The sequence below is a fragment of the Serratia sp. Ser99 genome (assembly GCF_024519545.1).
GTDB lineage: Bacteria > Pseudomonadota > Gammaproteobacteria > Enterobacterales > Enterobacteriaceae > Serratia > Serratia liquefaciens.
Genome location: NZ_JALJRT010000005.1, coordinates 187,321 through 202,914 on the forward strand (window position 1 = coordinate 187,321; position 15,594 = coordinate 202,914).

The following is a 15,594-nucleotide window of genomic DNA, read 5'->3' on the forward strand; positions in this document are numbered from 1 at the left end:
ATTTTTCTTATTTCCACGCAACCGTTAACGCCAGTATGACAAAGCGATGAAAAATAGTTGTAAAAAACAAAAAAGAATAAGTTATTAGAATAAAACTCTGACATTCCCACCCGCACTAGCATGGTGCAGAGATTCAGGCGTTGCACTATAGTGAGACAGCTCACATTTCTTCGGGGGATGACACTCCTCCATGCAAGCTTAAAAAACGCCAAAAAACAATTAATATCAAATAATTAAATACAGTTATTTCATTAAAAAACCCCCTTAGGCCTATATTTGACCTGCGTATTCTTTCTCGCTAAGTTGGAAGTCCGCTGGAAGCTTTCTGGACGGGCAAACGTCTCGTCATATTTATGCAGTAATTTAAGACTCCCTCTTAAAACAAGTCATTTACCACTTGTGAGCACCATCACGAGAGGCCATTGACGGAGGGCGGAAAAGCAGATCGGCGATATTCAGCTTGCTGATTGGACTTCTGCCTGACGTTGAGAAGCCCGCTTGTGAGTCGGTTGTGAGAGTCACGCAGAGCCTGGGGAGGTTCACTGATATGTTGTACGATAAATCCCAAGAGCGGGACAACTGTGGTTTCGGCCTGATCGCCCACATAGAAGGCGAACCTAGCCATAAGGTCGTGCGTACCGCGATTCACGCACTGGCCCGCATGCAGCACCGTGGCGCAATCCTTGCTGACGGCAAGACTGGCGACGGTTGCGGCCTGTTATTACAAAAGCCCGACCGCTTTTTCCGCATGGTCGCGGAAGAGCGCAGCTGGCGCTTAGCCAAGAACTACGCCGTTGGCATGATGTTCCTCAGCCAGAACGAAGAGGAAGCCCGTGCCAGCCGCCGCATTGTAGAAGAAGAGCTGCAGAACGAAACGCTGTCGGTTGTTGGCTGGCGTGAAGTGCCGACCAACCCGGACGTTTTGGGTGAAATTGCCCTCTCCTCCCTGCCGCGTATTGAACAGATTTTCGTTAACGCCCCGGCCGGTTGGCGCCCACGCGATATGGAACGCCGCCTGTTTATCGCGCGCCGCCGTATCGAGAAGCGCGTCCAGGACGACAGCTTCTATGTATGCAGCTTCTCGAATCTGGTGACGATCTATAAAGGCCTGTGCATGCCTGCGGATCTGCCCCGTTTCTATCTTGATTTGGCGGATCTGCGTCTGGAATCGGCCATCTGCCTGTTCCACCAGCGTTTTTCCACCAACACCGTGCCACGCTGGCCGCTGGCGCAGCCGTTCCGCTACCTGGCGCACAACGGCGAAATCAACACCATCACCGGCAACCGCCAATGGGCGCGCGCACGTACTTATAAATTCCAGACGCCGCTGATCCCGGATCTGCAAACGGCAGCGCCTTTCGTTAACGAAACCGGTTCCGACTCCAGCTCGCTGGATAACATGCTGGAGCTGTTGCTGGCAGGCGGTATGGACTTGATCCGCGCCATGCGCCTGCTGGTTCCGCCAGCCTGGCAGAACAACCCGGATATGGATACCGATCTGCGCGCCTTCTTCGACTTCAACTCGATGCACATGGAGCCGTGGGACGGCCCTGCCGGTATCGTGATGTCCGACGGCCGCTACGCCGCCTGTAACCTGGACCGTAACGGTCTGCGTCCGGCACGCTACGTCATCACCAAAGATAAGCTGATTACCTGTGCCTCTGAAGTCGGCATCTGGGATTACCAGCCGGATGAAGTGGTAGAGAAAGGCCGCGTGGGCCCTGGCGAGCTGATGGTGATCGATACCCGCAGCGGCAAGATCCTGCACTCTGCCGAAACCGACGACGATCTGAAAAGCCGCCACCCGTATAAAGAGTGGATGGAAAAGAACGTCAAGCGGCTGGTGCCGTTCGAAGACCTGCCGGCCGATCAGGTCGGCAGTCGTGAGCTTGACGACTCGCAGCTCGAGACTTACCAGAAACAGTTCGGCTACAGCAGCGAAGAACTGGATCAGGTGATCCGCGTACTGGGCGAGATTGGCCAGGAAGCTACCGGCTCAATGGGTGACGATACCCCGTTTGCCGTGCTGTCCAGCCGCCCACGCATCATCTATGACTATTTCCGTCAGCAGTTCGCTCAGGTGACCAACCCGCCTATCGATCCGCTGCGCGAAGCGCACGTCATGTCGCTGGCCACCAGCATCGGCCGCGAAATGAACGTGTTTTGCGAGGCCGAAGGCCAGGCGCACCGTTTAAGCTTTAAATCGCCGATCCTGCTGTACTCCGATTTCAAACAGCTCACTACGCTGGAAGGCGAATACTATCGGGCCGACACGCTCGATCTGACCTTTGATCCAGCGGAGCAGGATCTGGAGCAGACCATCCGTTCGCTGTGCGACGAAGCGGAACGTAAAGTCCGCGACGGTGCCGTGCTGCTGGTGCTGTCAGACCGTGCCATCACCCCCCAACGTCTGCCGGTGCCTGCGCCAATGGCCGTTGGTGCGATCCAGACCCGTCTGGTCGAGAAAAGCCTGCGCTGCGATGCCAACATCATTGTTGAAACCGCCAGTGCCCGTGACCCGCACCATTTCGCCGTGCTGTTAGGCTTTGGCGCGACGGCGGTCTACCCCTACCTGGCTTACGAAACGCTGGCCAAATTGGTAGATACCCAGGCAATCGACAAGAAATACCGTGAAGTGATGCTGAACTACCGTAACGGCATCAATAAAGGCTTGTACAAGATCATGTCCAAAATGGGCATCTCTACTATCGCCTCTTACCGCTGCGCCAAGCTGTTCGAAGCCGTCGGCCTGCACCGCGATCTGTCCGATTTGTGTTTCCAGGGCGTGGTCAGCCGCATCGGCGGCGCCAGCTTCAGCGACATCCAACAGGATCTGCAGAACCTGTCCAAGCGTGCGTGGTTGAAACGTAAACCGCTGGAACAGGGTGGCCTGCTGAAGTTCGTCCACGACGGCGAGTACCATGCGTACAACCCTGACGTGGTAAGCACGTTGCAAACGGCAGTGCACAGCGGCAAATACAGCGACTATCAGGCTTACGCCAAGCTGGTGAACGAGCGCCCGGTGGCCATGCTGCGCGACCTGTTGGCCATCACGCCGAAGGGCACGCCAATTCCGGTTGATCAGGTTGAACCTGCTGAATCGCTGTTCAAACGTTTCGATACCGCAGCGATGTCCATCGGTGCCCTGAGCCCGGAAGCGCACGAGTCGTTGGCAATCGCCATGAACAGCCTTGGCGGTTTCTCCAACTCCGGCGAAGGCGGTGAAGATCCGGCCCGTTACGGCACCAACAAAGTGTCGCGCATCAAGCAGGTGGCATCCGGCCGTTTCGGCGTGACGCCGGCTTACCTGGTGAATGCCGATGTGATCCAAATTAAAGTGGCGCAAGGAGCCAAGCCGGGTGAAGGCGGCCAGTTGCCGGGGGATAAGGTTACCCCTTATATCGCCAAGCTGCGTTATTCGGTACCGGGCGTGACGCTGATTTCGCCACCACCGCACCACGACATCTACTCGATTGAAGATCTGGCACAGCTGATTTTCGACCTGAAACAGGTCAACCCGAAGGCCATGATCTCGGTGAAGCTGGTTTCCGAACCGGGCGTGGGCACCATCGCCACCGGCGTGGCGAAAGCCTATGCCGATCTGATCACCATCGCCGGCTACGACGGCGGTACCGGCGCCAGCCCGCTGTCTTCAGTGAAATACGCCGGCTGTCCGTGGGAATTGGGCCTGGTGGAAACCCAGCAAGCGTTGGTGGCCAACGGCCTGCGCCATAAAATTCGCCTGCAGGTGGATGGCGGCCTGAAAACCGGCGTGGATATCGTGAAAGCGGCAATTCTGGGTGCGGAAAGCTTCGGCTTCGGCACCGGTCCAATGGTGGCGCTGGGTTGTAAGTACTTGCGTATCTGTCACCTGAACAACTGCGCTACCGGCGTGGCAACTCAGGATGAAAAACTGCGCCGCGATCATTACCACGGCCTGCCGGAACGCGTGACCAACTACTTCCAGTTTATCGCGCGCGAAACCCGCGAGATCATGGCGCAGTTAGGGGTTAGCCAACTGGTGGATCTGATTGGTCGTACCGATTTCCTGACCGAACTGGACGGTATCTCCGCCAAGCAGAACAAGCTGGATCTGTCGCCGTTGCTGAAAACCGCCACGCCGCATCCGGGCAAGGCGCTGTATTGCACCGAAAGCAGCAACCCGCCGTTCGACCAAGGGTTGATGAACAAGGATCTGCTGGCGCAGGCGGAACCGCATATTGAAGCGAAAAGCAGCAAAGCCTTCTACTTCGATATCCGCAACACCGACCGTTCAGTGGGCGCTACCCTGTCCGGAGCCATCGCTACCGTGCACGGTGACCAGGGCATGGCGGCCGATCCGATCAAGGCCTACTTCTCCGGTACCGCCGGCCAGAGCTTCGGCGTATGGAATGCGGGCGGCGTAGAACTGACCCTGACCGGCGACGCCAACGACTACGTTGGCAAAGGCATGGCAGGCGGCCGTATCGCCGTGCGTCCACCGATTGGCTCCGCGTTCCGCAGTCATGAAGCCAGCATTATCGGCAACACCTGCCTGTACGGCGCTACCGGCGGCAAGCTGTTCGCTGCGGGCCGTGCGGGGGAACGCTTCGCCGTACGTAACTCCGGTGCCATCACCGTGGTAGAAGGCATCGGCGACAACGGTTGTGAATACATGACCGGCGGCATCGTCTGCGTGCTGGGCAAAACCGGCATCAACTTTGGTGCGGGCATGACCGGCGGTTTCGCCTACGTGCTGGATGAAGACGGCGAGTTCCGTAAACGTGTGAACCCAGAACTGGTGGAAGTGTTGGATGTCGACCAACTGGCAATTCATGAAGAGCACCTGCGCGGATTGATTACCGAGCACGTGCAGGCGACCGGTTCTTCGCGTGCGGAAGAGATCCTGGCCAACTGGCCGGAATGGGCACCGAAGTTTGCTCTGGTCAAGCCGAAGTCCAGTGATGTCAAAGCATTGTTGGGTCACCGTAGTCGTTCCGCAGCCGAGCTGCGGGTTCAGGCGCAGTAAGAGGTCATTAAATGAGTCAGAATGTTTATCAATTTATCGACCTGCAGCGCGTTGATCCGCCAAAGAAACCGCTGAAGATCCGTAAAATTGAGTTTGTAGAGATTTACGAGCCGTTTTCGGAAACTCAGGCGAAAGCGCAGGCGGACCGCTGCCTGTCGTGCGGTAACCCTTATTGCGAATGGAAATGCCCGGTTCACAACTACATCCCGAACTGGCTGAAGCTGGCGAATGAAGGCCGCATCATGGAGGCGGCGGATCTGGCGCACCAGACCAACAGCCTGCCGGAAGTCTGCGGCCGCGTTTGCCCACAGGATCGCCTGTGTGAAGGCTCTTGTACTCTCAACGATGAGTTCGGTGCGGTGACCATCGGTAACATCGAGCGCTATATCAGCGACAAAGCGATCGAAATGGGCTGGAAGCCGGACATGTCCCATGTGCTGCCTACCGGCAAACGGGTGGCGGTGATCGGTGCCGGTCCTGCCGGCCTGGCCTGTGCCGATGTGCTGACCCGCAACGGCGTGAAAGCGGTGGTTTACGATCGTCATCCCGAGATCGGTGGCCTGCTGACCTTCGGTATTCCGGCCTTCAAGCTGGAAAAAGAAGTGATGGTGAAGCGTCGCGGCATCTTCAGCGAGATGGGCATTGAGTTCCAGCTCAATACCGAAGTGGGTAAAGACATCACCATGGAAACGCTGCTGAGTGAGTTTGACGCGGTGTTCCTCGGCGTCGGTACCTACCAGTCGATGCGCGGTGGCCTGGAGAATGAAGACGCGCCGGGCGTCTACGACGCACTGCCGTTCCTGATCGCTAACACCAAACAACTGATGGGTTATCAAGCCGAGCAGCATGAGCCCTATGTCAGCATGGAAGGCAAGCGCGTGGTGGTACTGGGCGGTGGTGATACCGCGATGGACTGTGTACGCACCTCTATCCGTCAGGGCGCCACCGAGGTTATCTGCGCCTACCGTCGTGATGAAGCCAACATGCCAGGCTCCAAGCGCGAAGTGAAAAACGCGCGTGAGGAAGGGGTTGATTTCAAATTCAACCTGCAGCCGCTGAGCATCGAACTGAACAGCGCCGGCCGCGTCGCCGGTGTGAAAATGGTTCGTACCCAGCTGGGCGCGCCAGACGCCAATGGTCGTCAGGTTGCAGAACAGGTGCCAGGCTCCGAGCACGTTATCGATGCCGATGCCGTGGTCATGGCGTTTGGTTTCCGCCCGCACCAGATGGACTGGCTGGCTGCCCACGACGTCGAGCTCGACAAGCAAGGTCGTATCGTGGCACCGGAAAGCACCGATAACGCCTTCCAGACCAGCAACCCGAAAATCTTCGCCGGTGGCGATGCGGTACGCGGTTCTGACCTGGTGGTGACGGCGATTGCCGAAGGGCGTAAAGCCGCCGATGGCATAATGAGCTATCTGGAAGTGTAATTTTTCGCTGACTTCCCCCCAAGGGCCCGCAGCCAAAACTGCCGGGCCTTTGTTTTTTCACCGCAGCCCACACGCTTTGTAACCCCCCCTTTTGCCCAACGCGCTATAGTATTGAGTTAGCATCACTCAGGGGCGCTGCTGCGTCTGATATCTTGATAAGGATAGCTAACCATGAAATTCTCCTTTGCCTTGCTGACTGGCGCACTGCTGGTTGTCAGCTTCAATTCACTGGCCATGTCGCTCGACTCTCAGGAAGTGGGTTATAACATTGAGGCACGCGGTGCGGCGTCGGTGGTCGCACAACTGGCTAAAGCAGGCCAGCTTGCCGCGGTAGAAAAAAACATCAAACTGGGCGACGATAACTGGATCGCGCTGGCCCCTAAACTGGCCAATGGCGGTAACGCCTCATTTACTGCCGGCGTGAAGTCAGCCCTGTCTTCCGCGTTGGTCTATAACCCCGCGGCGGTGCTGCATGCCCTCGACAAAGGCAATAACTTACCGATCAACGATATCTGTACCGCGCCGCCGGAAGTGCAAGGTGATACCGCTATCACCACGTTCAAGCAGCGCGCCACCCATGCACTCACCACCGTCCGTATCGGCGATCTCAGTGCACCGCGTGACGCCTGTATCGCCTCATTGAAAAGCTAAGCCAAGCTGGACCGCAGGCAATAAAAAAGGTCGCCGAAGCGACCTTTGGTGTTCACTACCGCGAGGTTATTTCACCACGCGCAGTGCCGGGCGGCCACCACGTGGCGGCGGAGGCGGTTCATCGTCCGAATCGTTATCTTCACTCAGATCCGGCCGATCGCCATCAATCACCGACATCAGGCTTTCCGATGGGATCGTCTCATTGTCCAGGCCTTCAAACGCGCCTTCCGCTTCATAAGCGGCTTCCGGTTCGAACATGGTGCCTGCACCGTTCTCACGCGCATAGATCGCCAGCACGGCTGCCATTGGCACAGAAACCTGACGCGGCACACCGCCGAAACGTGCGTTGAAATGCACTTCGTCGTTGCCCAGTTCCAGATTGCCCACCGCACGCGGCGCAATGTTCAGAACAATCTGTCCATCGCGGGCGAATTCCATCGGCACTTGCACATCAGGACGCGTCACATCTACCACCAGATGCGGTGTTAGCTGATTGTCCAGCAACCAGTCATAGAACGCCCGCAGCAAGTACGGACGGCGTGGTGTCATCTGAGACATATCCATGACGCTTAGCCCCGAGTCTGCAGGCGCATTTCGCGCTCGGCTTCGGTCAAGGAGGCCAGGAAGGCATCGCGTTCGAACACGCGGGTCATGTAGCCTTTCAGCTCTTTGGAGCCAGCACCGCTCAGCTCAATGCCTAACTGCGGCAAACGCCACAGCAGCGGCGCCAGGTAGCAATCCACCAGGCTGAACTCTTCGCTCATGAAATACGGCGTCTGACCAAAGATAGGGGCAATCGCCAGCAGCTCTTCGCGCAGTTGACGGCGAGCTGATTCAGCTTCCTGACCGTTGCTCTGCTCGATTTTGTACATCAGCGAATACCAGTTTTTCTCGATACGCAGCATCATCAGGCGGCTCTCGCCGCGCGCGACCGGATAAACCGGCATCAACGGCGGGTGCGGGAAGCGTTCATCAAGGTATTCCATGATGATACGGGATTCATACAGGGTCAGTTCGCGATCGACCAGCGTAGGCACCGTCTGGTACGGGTTGAGGTCAATCAGATCCTGCGGCAGGTTATCCAACTCAACCTGCTCAATCTCGACGCTGACACCTTTCTCCGCCAGTACGATACGTACTTGATGGCTAAAAATGTCGGTCGGGCCAGAGAACAGCGTCATTACCGAACGTTTGTTGGCAGCGACAGCCATGAAAACCTCCAAGTTATCTAGAAAATACTGCGAATAGCCCACTGACAGGCTGCTATCCTGAATGATCTTGACCGCAGGCCAGCAACTCGCAGCTAAACCTTAGGTCTTAAAAACCGGCCTCGGAGGTAAACTGATAACTGCTGCATGGCGAACAGGCGCAAAAGTGGATGATAGTTTACCAGATTTTGCTTGTTTTGTGGGGGCTGTGCGGCGAATTCGTATTGAATTGTCTGATATACCAAAGATTTTAGTAGCAGCAACGTGATTTTCAGGCATAAAAAAACCCGGTGAAGCACCGGGTTTTTTGCGTAAATTCCACTGCCGAAGCAGTAAAAAATTAACGCTTGGAGAACTGCGGACGGCGACGTGCTTTACGCAGACCGACTTTCTTACGTTCAACCTGACGGGCGTCACGAGTGACGAAGCCAGCTTTACGCAATTCTGCACGCAGAGTCTCGTCGTACTCCATCAGTGCACGGGTGATACCGTGACGGATAGCACCAGCTTGACCAGAGATACCACCACCTTTAACGGTGATGTACAGGTCAAATTTACCAACCATGTCAGTCAGTTCCAGCGGTTGACGAACTACCATGCGGGCAGTTTCGCGACCGAAGTACTGTTCCAGGCTGCGCTGGTTAATTACGATGTTACCACTGCCCGGCTTGATGAAAACGCGAGCGGCGGAGCTTTTGCGGCGACCAGTGCCGTAGTATTGATTTTCAGCCATTGCCTATAATCCCGATTAGATGTCAAGAACTTGCGGTTGCTGTGCCGCATGAGTGTGCTCGTTGCCCGCGTAAACTTTCAGTTTACGGAACATTGCACGACCCAACGGACCCTTTGGCAGCATGCCTTTAACCGCGATTTCAATCACGCGCTCAGGACGGCGGGCAATCATCTCTTCAAAGGTCGCTTGCTTGATACCACCGATGTGGCCGGTGTGGTGGTAATACACCTTGTCTGTACGCTTGTTGCCGGTTACAGCAACTTTTTCTGCGTTCAGAACGATGATGTAGTCACCGGTATCAACGTGCGGGGTGTATTCCGCTTTATGCTTGCCGCGCAGACGACGAGCCAGTTCAGTAGCGAGACGGCCTAAAGTTTTACCATCTGCATCAACAACGTACCAGTCGCGTTGAACGCTCTCTGGTTTAGCTGTAAAAGTTTTCATTAGAAAGCTTACCCAATAATTAGTTACACGTTGGTGAACACCCAAACGCTCGAAAACAGTTGAGGCTCACACGACCATACAAGTCCAGCAAACCTACCCCTTCGAATAGCCATTGCCGGCACTATAAAGTTTTTGGGAAAAAAAACTTTGTTGTAACGTGGGGTCGCAAGATTATAGAGAAGTCGCTCACAAAGATCGAACGCTTTTTGAATGGAAACGCAATTAATCGCCAGCAGCGGAAAATCGGGGACGCCGGCGGTGGCGCCCCCGGCCAATCAAGGCAGATGCGGCAACTTGAGATACTCCTCGCTTTGCATCTCCTGCAGCCGCGACAGGCAGCGCTGGTACTCAAACTTCAGCCGCTCGCCCTGGTAAATTTCGAACATCGAGGCTTCGGCAGCGATCACCAACTTGACGTGGCGCTCGTAAAATTCATCCACCAACGCCAGGAAGCGGCGTGCGGTATTTTCCTTCAACGGCCCCATCACGCGCACATTATACAGGATAACGCTGTGGTAGAGGCGCGATAAGGCGATGTAATCGAGCTGGCTGCGTGCTTCCTCGCACAAGGTATGAAAATCAACGGCCAGCACGCCGTCTACCGCGTGGATAACCTGCAGCGGCCGGTGATTGATCTGCAATACCGGTGCCGCCTCGCCTTTCTTGCCGGCCAGTTTCACGAACATCTGATCCATGGTCTGCCGGGTTTGTTCATCCAGCGGCGTCAGATACAGGTGCGCCTGAGTCAGGGTGCGCAGACGATAATCAATGCCGGCATCAACGTTCATCACATCGCAATATTCGTTAATCAGGTCGATCGCCGGCAGGAAGCGCGCGCGCTGCAGACCGTTGCGATACAGATCGTCAGGCGGAATATTGGAGGTGGCGACCAGCGTGATGCCACGGGCAAACAGCGCCTGCAACAGCGTCGCCAGCAGCATGGCGTCGGTGATATCGGAAACAAAGAACTCGTCGAAACACAGCACGTCGGTTTGCGCCTTGAAACCATCAGCGATGATTTCCAGCGGATTTTCCTGCCCCTGCAATTCGGTCAGCTCTTCGTGCACCCGCAGCATGAAGCGGTGGAAATGCAGCCGTAGCTTGCGGTCACCCGGCAGGCTGTGGAAAAACATATCCATCAGCCAGGTTTTGCCACGCCCGACCCCGCCCCACATATATAAGCCCTGCACCGGCCGCTGTTTTGCCGTTTCGCTGCTTTTGCCCAGCAAACGGCTCAGCTTGCCGCGCAGACCGCCGGCAGGTGCACTGACGGCCGGTATTTGCTGCAAGGCCTGATAGATATGATCCAGTTGAGTGACGGCCTGGCGTTGAACCTCATCGGCCTGGTATTCCCCCGCAGCAAGCAGCCGCTGGTAGCGTGATAACGGTGATTGTGCCTGCATCTGTTCGATGTTCCCTAAGAACGCTTAGAAATTATTTAGCCCATTTTCGCGACATATTACGGCTGGTTAGCCCTCATATCGCCACAAATGCCCACTCTGAGCGGCGCTGAAAACCCTGTAAAAATCAGGTCAAAGCTCATCAGGATTCCACTCGGACAAGGTTAACGGTTATAGTGGATATTATTAAGTGAAAAATCCCTGCGGAACAACGAAGTCAAAATAGGAGTCATCATGACCTGGGAGTATGCGCTGATTGGTTTGGTGGTCGGTATCGTCATTGGTGCGGTAGCGATGCGTTTTGGTAACCGTAAATTACGTCAACAACAAGTTTTGCAGAACGAGTTGGATAAGAGCAAAACCGAGCTGGAAGAGTATCGTCAGGAGTTGGTCGGTCATTTTGCCCGCAGCGCCGAGCTGCTGGACAACATGGCACGCGATTATCGCCAGCTGTATCAGCATATGGCGAAAAGCTCCAACAACCTGCTGCCGGATCTGCCGATGCAGGAAAATCCGTTCCGCTATCGCCTGACCGAAGCCGAAGCGGATAACGATCAGGCGCCGGTAGAAATGCCGCGCGACTACTCCGAAGGCGCATCAGGCCTGCTGCGTGGCGAACGTCCACGTCGCGACTAAACGCCGTTCTTCGCCCGTGGGCCAGTCCCACGGGTTTTTGATCCTCCTCATACTTCTTCCCCCACGCTGAGCTATCCTTAACGCAGACGTTTGAGTGAACTTTTCACGCAAATTCACGGTCTTACCCTTCACTATGGTATTGCTGCTGCTTTATCATCACTATTCCACCGGCAGGTATTGAGAGAGCTATTATCAATGAAGAAAAAGTCGTTAATTCTTAGTGCATTGGCAATGAGTATTGGCCTCACACTGACCTCCGTACCGGCTGCCACCGCCGCGATGCCCGTCGCCGTTCAAGGGCAACCGCTGCCAAGCCTGGCGCCGATGCTGGAGAAGGTCTTGCCCGCAGTGGTCAGCGTGCATGTTGAAGGAACTCAGGTACAGCGCCAGCAAGTTCCGGAGGAGTTCAGACGCTTCTTTGGCCCTGGTGGCCCTGGGCAACAGCAAAGCTCACGCCCGTTTGAAGGCTTGGGTTCCGGCGTCATCATCGACGCCGCCAAGGGCTATGTGCTGACCAACAACCACGTGATCAACAACGCCGATAAAATCAGCGTACAGTTGAACGATGGCCGTGAAGTGGACGCCAAGCTGGTAGGCCGTGACGAACAGTCCGATATCGCCCTGCTTCAGCTCAACGACGTGAAAAACCTGACCGCTATAAAAATGGCGGACTCCGATAAACTGCGGGTCGGTGATTTCGCCGTGGCCGTCGGCAACCCGTTTGGCCTGGGCCAAACCGCCACTTCCGGCATTATTTCCGCGTTGGGCCGCAGCGGCCTGAACCTGGAAGGGTTGGAAAACTTTATTCAGACCGATGCGTCCATCAACCGCGGCAACTCCGGTGGCGCGCTGGTTAACCTTAACGGTGAGCTGATCGGTATCAACACCGCCATTTTGGCGCCAAGCGGCGGCAACGTCGGTATCGGTTTTGCCATTCCGAGCAACATGGCGCAGAACCTCAGCCAGCAGTTGATCGAGTTTGGCGAAGTGAAACGCGGGCTACTGGGCATTAAAGGCAGTGAAATGACCGCCGATATGGCCAAGGCCTTTAATACCGACGCACAACGCGGCGCGTTCGTCAGCGAAGTGCTGCCGAAATCCGCCGCTGCCAAGGCGGGCATCAAGGCCGGCGATATCCTGGTTTCGGTGGACGGCAAGCCTGTCAGCAGTTTCGCCGAGCTGCGCGCCAAGGTCGGTACGACCGCACCGGGCAAAACCATCAAGGTTGGCCTGCTGCGCGACGGCAAACCGCAGGAAGTTTCCGTTACGCTGGATAACAGCGAAAGCGCCTCAACCAATGCCGAAACGCTTTCCCCAGCTCTGCAGGGGGTTTCACTCAGCAACGGGGCAATCCCAAGCGGTGAAAAAGGCGTGAAGATCGATAAAGTGGACAAAGGCTCTGCGGCGGCACAAATCGGGCTGCAGAAAGACGATGTGATCATCGGCGTCAACCGCCAGCGTATTGAGAACATCACGGCACTGCGCAAAGTGCTGGAAGCCAAACCACCGGTCATGGCGCTGAATATCGTGCGCGGCGGCGAAACCATTTATCTGCTGTTGCGCTGATCGTATATTTGTTTAAAAACCGGGCGCGGTGACATACTGCGCTCGGTATTCTCATGTTATCCTCCCGGTATCTTTCACCTCACGTACTAAAACTCCATGTTTGCTAAGCTTTTGCGCTCTGTCGTTATTGGTCTAATCGTTGCTGGCCTACTGCTGGTTGCGTTGCCTGTGCTACGTTCTTCCAATGCCTTGTTCGCAGACAAACATGACAATACCCGTGATGAAACGCCCGTCAGTTACAATAAGGCGGTGCGTCGTGCCGCGCCTGCCGTAGTCAATATCTACAACCGCAACATGAACGGCACCGCCAACGTGCTGTCGCTGGGTTCTGGCGTGATCATGAATGAACGCGGCTATATCCTGACCAATCGACACGTGATCAAGGATGCGCAACAAATTACCGTGGTCGTCCAGGACGGCCGCCGCTATGAGGCGCTGTTGGTCGGCTCCGACAGTCTGACCGATCTGGCAGTGCTGAAAATAGATCAGGGCAACCTGCCGGTGATCCCAATTAATAACGCGCGCACCGCGCACGTAGGTGACGTCGTGCTGGCGATTGGCAACCCTTACAACCTCGGCCAGACCGTGACTCAGGGGATCCTCAGCGCCACCGGCCGTATCAGTATGAGCACCACCGGGCGTCAGACCTTCCTGCAGACCGATGCCTCGATTAACCGCGGCAACTCCGGCGGCGCGTTGGTCAACTCCCTGGGCGAATTAATCGGTATCAATACCCTGACCTACGATAAAATCACCGACGGTGAAACGCCGGAAGGCCTGGGTTTCGCCATTCCCATCGAGCTGGCCACCAAGATTATGGACAAACTGATCCGCGACGGCCGCGTCATTCGGGGTTATTTCGGCATTCAGGGCAAAGAGATTATTCCGTTGCGCTCGTCCAATTCCGGCATCGATCGCCTGCAGGGTATTATCGTGACTGAAATTACTCAGGGCGGGCCGGCAGGCAACGCCGGTTTCCATATTAACGACGTGATCATCAACGTGGACAACAAGCCTGCGGTATCGGTGCTGGAAACCATGGACCAGGTAGCAGAAATCCGACCGGGTACAGAAATTCCGGTGGTGGTCCTGCGCGAAGGCAAACGCATCACGCTGAAGATGACGGTGGGCGAATTCCCGGAAGATAACAATTAAAAAGGCCCGGCAATGCCGAGCCCTCAATACTGCATTGACTACGCCGGCGCCAGGCCCCGGCGTCAGACAAATTACTCGCCTTTCACACGCTCGATGTTAGCACCCAGCGCGCGCAGCTTGTCTTCGATACGCTCATAACCACGGTCGATGTGATAGATACGATCGACGACGGTCACGCCATCGGCGATGCAACCGGCCAATACCAGGCTGGCTGAAGCACGCAGATCGGTCGCCATCACCTGAGCCCCTGACAGTTGCTCAACGCCGTGGCAAATCACGGTGTTGCTCTCGATCTCAGCGTGTGCACCCATACGGATCAGCTCAGGCACATGCATGAAGCGGTTTTCAAAGATGGTTTCGGTGATCACACCGGTGCCTTCCGCAACCAGGTTCAGCAGGCTGAACTGAGCCTGCATATCGGTCGGGAACCCCGGGTGTGGCGCAGTACGCACGGTCACCGCTTTAGGGCGTTTGCCATGCATATCCAGACTGATCCAGTCTTCGCCCACTTCGATATCCGCACCGGCTTCGCGCAGCTTGGCCAACACAGCATCCAGCGTATCAGGACGGGTATCACGGCACATCACCTTGCCACCGGAAACGGCTGCAGCGATCAGGAAGGTACCGGTCTCGATGCGATCCGGCAGAACGCGATAAACACCGCCGCCCAGACGCTCAACCCCTTCGATAGTAATGCGGTCACTGCCGGCACAGGTGATTTTTGCGCCGAGCGTGTTGAGGAAGTTGGCCGTATCGACAATTTCCGGTTCACGCGCAGCATTCTCAATCACGGTGGTACCGGTCGCCAGGGTGGCAGCACTCATGATGGTCACGGTAGCGCCAACGCTGACCTTGTCCATAACGATGTGTGCGCCCTTCAGGCGGCCATCGACGGAAGCTTTAACATAGCCTTCTTCCAGTTTGATCTCTGCACCGAGCTGTTCCAGACCGGTAATATGCAGATCGACCGGACGCGCACCGATGGCGCAGCCGCCCGGCAGAGAAACCTGACCACGGCCGAAACGGGCAACCAACGGCCCCAACGCCCAGATAGAGGCGCGCATGGTTTTCACCAGATCGTAGGGCGCACAGAATTCGTTCACGCCGCTGGCGTCAACGAATACCGAACCGTTGCGTTCAATCTTGGTGCCTAATTGGCTGAGTAGCTTAATGGTGGTGTCGATGTCCTTCAGCTTCGGGACATTCTGCAACTCGACCGGCTCTTCCGCTAACAATGCGGCGAACAGGATCGGCAGGGCGGCGTTTTTAGCCCCGGAAATAGCCACTTCACCGCTGAGGCGGGTCCGGCCCTGCACACGAAATTTATCCATTTGACTACTCTCTGTTATCTAAACTGACGCTG

General features: G+C 56.2%; 12 protein-coding genes. 6 read left to right on the forward strand and 6 right to left on the reverse strand.

Annotated elements, in window-relative coordinates:
• Positions 1-547 precede the first annotated feature (547 nt).
• From gltB to NR114_RS12565, 3 genes are all read left to right on the forward strand, one after another.
• Positions 548-5,008, forward strand: a complete 4,461-nt coding sequence (gltB, locus tag NR114_RS12555) for a glutamate synthase large subunit (RefSeq protein ID WP_116691670.1) — start codon at positions 548-550, stop codon at positions 5,006-5,008.
• Positions 5,009-5,019: 11 nt separating this feature from the next.
• Complete coding sequence (locus NR114_RS12560) at positions 5,020-6,438, forward strand: glutamate synthase small subunit (RefSeq protein ID WP_048759882.1); 1,419 nt, start codon at positions 5,020-5,022, stop codon at positions 6,436-6,438.
• Positions 6,439-6,609: 171 nt separating this feature from the next.
• The gene (locus NR114_RS12565) at positions 6,610-7,089 is read left to right on the forward strand and encodes a hypothetical protein (RefSeq protein WP_020831834.1); all 480 of its coding nucleotides are present in this window, start codon (positions 6,610-6,612) and stop codon (positions 7,087-7,089) included.
• A gap of 66 nt (positions 7,090-7,155) precedes the next feature.
• Here the strand turns inward: NR114_RS12565 and sspB are convergent, their stop codons facing one another.
• From sspB to zapE, 5 genes are all read right to left on the reverse strand, one after another.
• Positions 7,156-7,653, reverse strand: a complete 498-nt coding sequence (sspB, locus tag NR114_RS12570; protein ID WP_046372555.1) for a ClpXP protease specificity-enhancing factor — start codon at positions 7,651-7,653, stop codon at positions 7,156-7,158.
• 5 nt (positions 7,654-7,658) lie between these two features.
• On the reverse strand, positions 7,659-8,300 hold the full coding sequence (gene sspA / locus NR114_RS12575) for a stringent starvation protein SspA (RefSeq protein WP_012147043.1): 642 nt from the start codon (positions 8,298-8,300) through the stop codon (positions 7,659-7,661).
• Positions 8,301-8,637: 337 nt separating this feature from the next.
• Positions 8,638-9,030 carry a 30S ribosomal protein S9 gene (gene rpsI / locus NR114_RS12580; protein WP_020831838.1) on the reverse strand — a complete coding sequence of 131 codons (393 nt, stop codon included), beginning with the start codon at positions 9,028-9,030 and terminating at the stop codon, positions 8,638-8,640.
• A 15-nt stretch (positions 9,031-9,045) separates the two neighbouring features.
• Positions 9,046-9,474, reverse strand: coding sequence for a 50S ribosomal protein L13 (gene rplM / locus NR114_RS12585; protein ID WP_020831840.1), 429 nt, complete (start codon positions 9,472-9,474; stop codon positions 9,046-9,048).
• 275 nt (positions 9,475-9,749) lie between these two features.
• Positions 9,750-10,877: a cell division protein ZapE gene (gene zapE / locus NR114_RS12590; RefSeq protein ID WP_020831842.1), complete on the reverse strand. Its 1,128-nt coding sequence runs from the start codon at positions 10,875-10,877 to the stop codon at positions 9,750-9,752.
• 231 nt (positions 10,878-11,108) lie between these two features.
• Here zapE and zapG point away from each other — a divergent pair, with 231 nt between their 5' ends.
• From zapG to degS, 3 genes are all read left to right on the forward strand, one after another.
• Positions 11,109-11,510 carry a Z-ring associated protein ZapG gene (zapG, locus tag NR114_RS12595; RefSeq protein WP_020831844.1) on the forward strand — a complete coding sequence of 134 codons (402 nt, stop codon included), beginning with the start codon at positions 11,109-11,111 and terminating at the stop codon, positions 11,508-11,510.
• 195 nt (positions 11,511-11,705) lie between these two features.
• On the forward strand, positions 11,706-13,076 hold the full coding sequence (gene degQ, locus NR114_RS12600; protein WP_041415005.1) for a serine endoprotease DegQ: 1,371 nt from the start codon (positions 11,706-11,708) through the stop codon (positions 13,074-13,076).
• Positions 13,077-13,172: 96 nt separating this feature from the next.
• Positions 13,173-14,231: an outer membrane-stress sensor serine endopeptidase DegS gene (degS, locus tag NR114_RS12605; RefSeq protein WP_020831847.1), complete on the forward strand. Its 1,059-nt coding sequence runs from the start codon at positions 13,173-13,175 to the stop codon at positions 14,229-14,231.
• A 71-nt stretch (positions 14,232-14,302) separates the two neighbouring features.
• Here degS and murA read toward each other — a convergent pair whose 3' ends face one another.
• A complete protein-coding gene (gene murA, locus NR114_RS12610) occupies positions 14,303-15,562 on the reverse strand; it encodes a UDP-N-acetylglucosamine 1-carboxyvinyltransferase (RefSeq protein ID WP_256814135.1) in 1,260 nt (419 codons plus the stop codon).
• Positions 15,563-15,594 lie beyond the last annotated feature (32 nt).

Bases quoted from the DNA above. Each gene is read 5' to 3' on its own strand.
- gltB (WP_116691670.1), top strand. From the start codon at position 548: ATGTTGTACGATAAATCCCAAGAGCGGGACAACTGTGGTTTCGGCCTG.
- NR114_RS12560 (WP_048759882.1), top strand. From the start codon at position 5,020: ATGAGTCAGAATGTTTATCAATTTATCGACCTGCAGCGCGTTGATCCG.
- NR114_RS12565 (WP_020831834.1), top strand. From the start codon at position 6,610: ATGAAATTCTCCTTTGCCTTGCTGACTGGCGCACTGCTGGTTGTCAGC.
- sspB (WP_046372555.1), bottom strand. From the start codon at position 7,653: ATGGATATGTCTCAGATGACACCACGCCGTCCGTACTTGCTGCGGGCG.
- sspA (WP_012147043.1), bottom strand. From the start codon at position 8,300: ATGGCTGTCGCTGCCAACAAACGTTCGGTAATGACGCTGTTCTCTGGC.
- rpsI (WP_020831838.1), bottom strand. From the start codon at position 9,030: ATGGCTGAAAATCAATACTACGGCACTGGTCGCCGCAAAAGCTCCGCC.
- rplM (WP_020831840.1), bottom strand. From the start codon at position 9,474: ATGAAAACTTTTACAGCTAAACCAGAGAGCGTTCAACGCGACTGGTAC.
- zapE (WP_020831842.1), bottom strand. From the start codon at position 10,877: ATGCAGGCACAATCACCGTTATCACGCTACCAGCGGCTGCTTGCTGCG.
- zapG (WP_020831844.1), top strand. From the start codon at position 11,109: ATGACCTGGGAGTATGCGCTGATTGGTTTGGTGGTCGGTATCGTCATT.
- degQ (WP_041415005.1), top strand. From the start codon at position 11,706: ATGAAGAAAAAGTCGTTAATTCTTAGTGCATTGGCAATGAGTATTGGC.
- degS (WP_020831847.1), top strand. From the start codon at position 13,173: ATGTTTGCTAAGCTTTTGCGCTCTGTCGTTATTGGTCTAATCGTTGCT.
- murA (WP_256814135.1), bottom strand. From the start codon at position 15,562: ATGGATAAATTTCGTGTGCAGGGCCGGACCCGCCTCAGCGGTGAAGTG.